A 1,967-nucleotide genomic window follows, 5' to 3' on the forward strand; every position below is an offset into this window, starting at 1 on the left:
CCGAGCTGCCGGAACAGTGTGGTCTTCATCAGAGAACCAGGCTTTGTCGCTGATAGACCGTTGTCAATCTGCTGCCTCGCTCATCTGAACAAACTGGAATGCGCTTGGAGCAGGATCTTCTGATCCCGGAGCAATACGTGCTGACATCTTCAAATGCGATTTACGAACTGGTCACTAATTCGATGAAGTACGGTACGCTCAGTACACCGCTGTGAATGGTTGTTCTGAACGGCATTTGGAGCGGGACTTCGGCTCAGTTTGAGTGCCTGGAAACCGGATGCCCGGAAATAGCGCCCCGACCTCTTCCGATCAGGGATTTCGGCAGTGTTCATCTCTGCAACATCCGCTCCGAGGAGCTGGAGGGTCCCTCAAATTACTTCAGAAGCCCTGAGGGTGCGATTTTCAGGCTCAGTCTGGAAGGCGTGCTTTAATGGATTATGAGGGGCGGCGGCGTTCTGAAAGTCGAGGATCGATGGATGCTGGCAATGGATCTTTCGATGTCTTTTGAGCAAGGAAGGCGTACCAACAATTGTGCCATGCAGGGACGTGGAAGAAGCCATGGACGTACCGGTCCAGATCCGTCCGTACGGTGTTTCTTGACATAAATATCGGGTCAGACACCGCGCGTGAACCTGTTGCCGAATAGCTGATCCGGATGGGCATGCTGTTTGCGCTTGTTGTTGCCTACACCAGCGACAGTTCCATCGCCCGGAAGTTCTCGGCTGCGCTGTACTCAAGCAATTCCTTGAGGCGTTTTCATCTGAAGCGGGTGCTTGATGCATTGCTTGAACCGGTCTGAATCCCTCGCCCGTAAATGTTCAGAGCTTTGGCAAGCGGATTTCCTTTCTGGGTAGAGGTTTTTGTCCCTGAGCTGTTTAACCCATGCCATTCCTTGCACGATCTCGTTCAAAAACTGACAGACCCCATACACAACAAACTGCATCCGTTTAAACTGAGGGCGTTTGGTGTTTCACAGTGTTCCGGACACTGCATACGAGGGAACATTTTTCGCTTGAAACGGCCGGCTTGGTTCATTTGTTCAAGTCTGCCGCTCTGGTCTATGTCTATTTGGCGAGCGATCGATAGCTGCTAACCTTACCGGATGAATAAGCAACCATATCTCTTGAGGTTATCCAACCCACGAGTTGTTGCTCTGACATCGGTCGTGCGAAATAGTATCCTTGGAAGTTTGTGAAGCCTATGTCGTTCAGTGCGGCCAGTTCGGCTTCGGTTTCAACACCTTCCGCGATCGCCTCAATCCCAAGTCTTTTGCATACAAGATAAAGACCGCCGGCGATTGCACGTTTATTCTGGTCATTATCTATTCCCTCGACCAAACTGCGGTCTACCTTTATCTGGTGAACGGGGAAACGTGTCAGGCTCGCAAGAGCGGTGTGCCCCGTCCCGAAATCATCCAACTCAATTCTGAAGCCTGCCTTTGACAGTGCGTTGATGTTCTGACCAATCGTATCTGCCCTCTCGTCCAGAAGTGTCGATTCCAATACTTCGATTGTGACCTGAGATGCCAATACGTTCCGCACAAGGCACTCATCCAATAGTCGCTCAACGATTGCCTCGTTGCGGAGCTGAACGCTTGACAGGTTAACGGATACCCGTGGATCCAGAATGCCCTGCCTGGCGAGAACACCGAGAACATCAAGGCTCTGTCGCAATATCACATGATCAATTTCCGTGATCAGCCCTGTTTCATTTGCCACATCAATGAACGACGACGCTGGCGCATAGGTCCCATCCGGCTGTTTCCAGCGAGCCAGCGCTTCAAGGCCGATGAGCCGTGTTCCCGGAGTTGCGATCTGAGGCTGGTAGAAGGGCTCAAACGCTTCTTCGGAGAGCCCGACTTTTATCTGAGCAGCAATCCTTGCGGTTTTTACTGCCAATCCGCGCATATCTTCCTGGAAAAGGACAGTCTGATTGCGTCCCATGGACTTGCCGGCGATCAAAGCAGT

Annotated in this window: 2 protein-coding genes; one reads left to right on the plus strand and one right to left on the minus strand. The window is 51.8% G+C overall.

What is annotated here, in order from left to right; genetic code table 11:
• Positions 1-655 precede the first annotated feature (655 nt).
• Positions 656-799, plus strand: coding sequence for a hypothetical protein (locus Q1A34_RS21885; protein WP_300039630.1), 144 nt, complete (start codon positions 656-658; stop codon positions 797-799).
• Between the two features lie 265 nt (positions 800-1,064).
• Here Q1A34_RS21885 and Q1A34_RS21890 read toward each other — a convergent pair.
• Positions 1,065-1,967: EAL domain-containing protein (locus tag Q1A34_RS21890; RefSeq protein WP_300039632.1), on the minus strand; the 903-nt coding region annotated here is incomplete at its 5' end.

Source organism: uncultured Roseobacter sp. (genome assembly GCF_947491795.1).
Lineage (GTDB): Bacteria > Pseudomonadota > Alphaproteobacteria > Rhodobacterales > Rhodobacteraceae > Roseobacter.

Bases quoted from the DNA above. Each gene is read 5' to 3' on its own strand.
- Q1A34_RS21885 (WP_300039630.1), top strand. From the start codon at position 656: ATGGGCATGCTGTTTGCGCTTGTTGTTGCCTACACCAGCGACAGTTCC.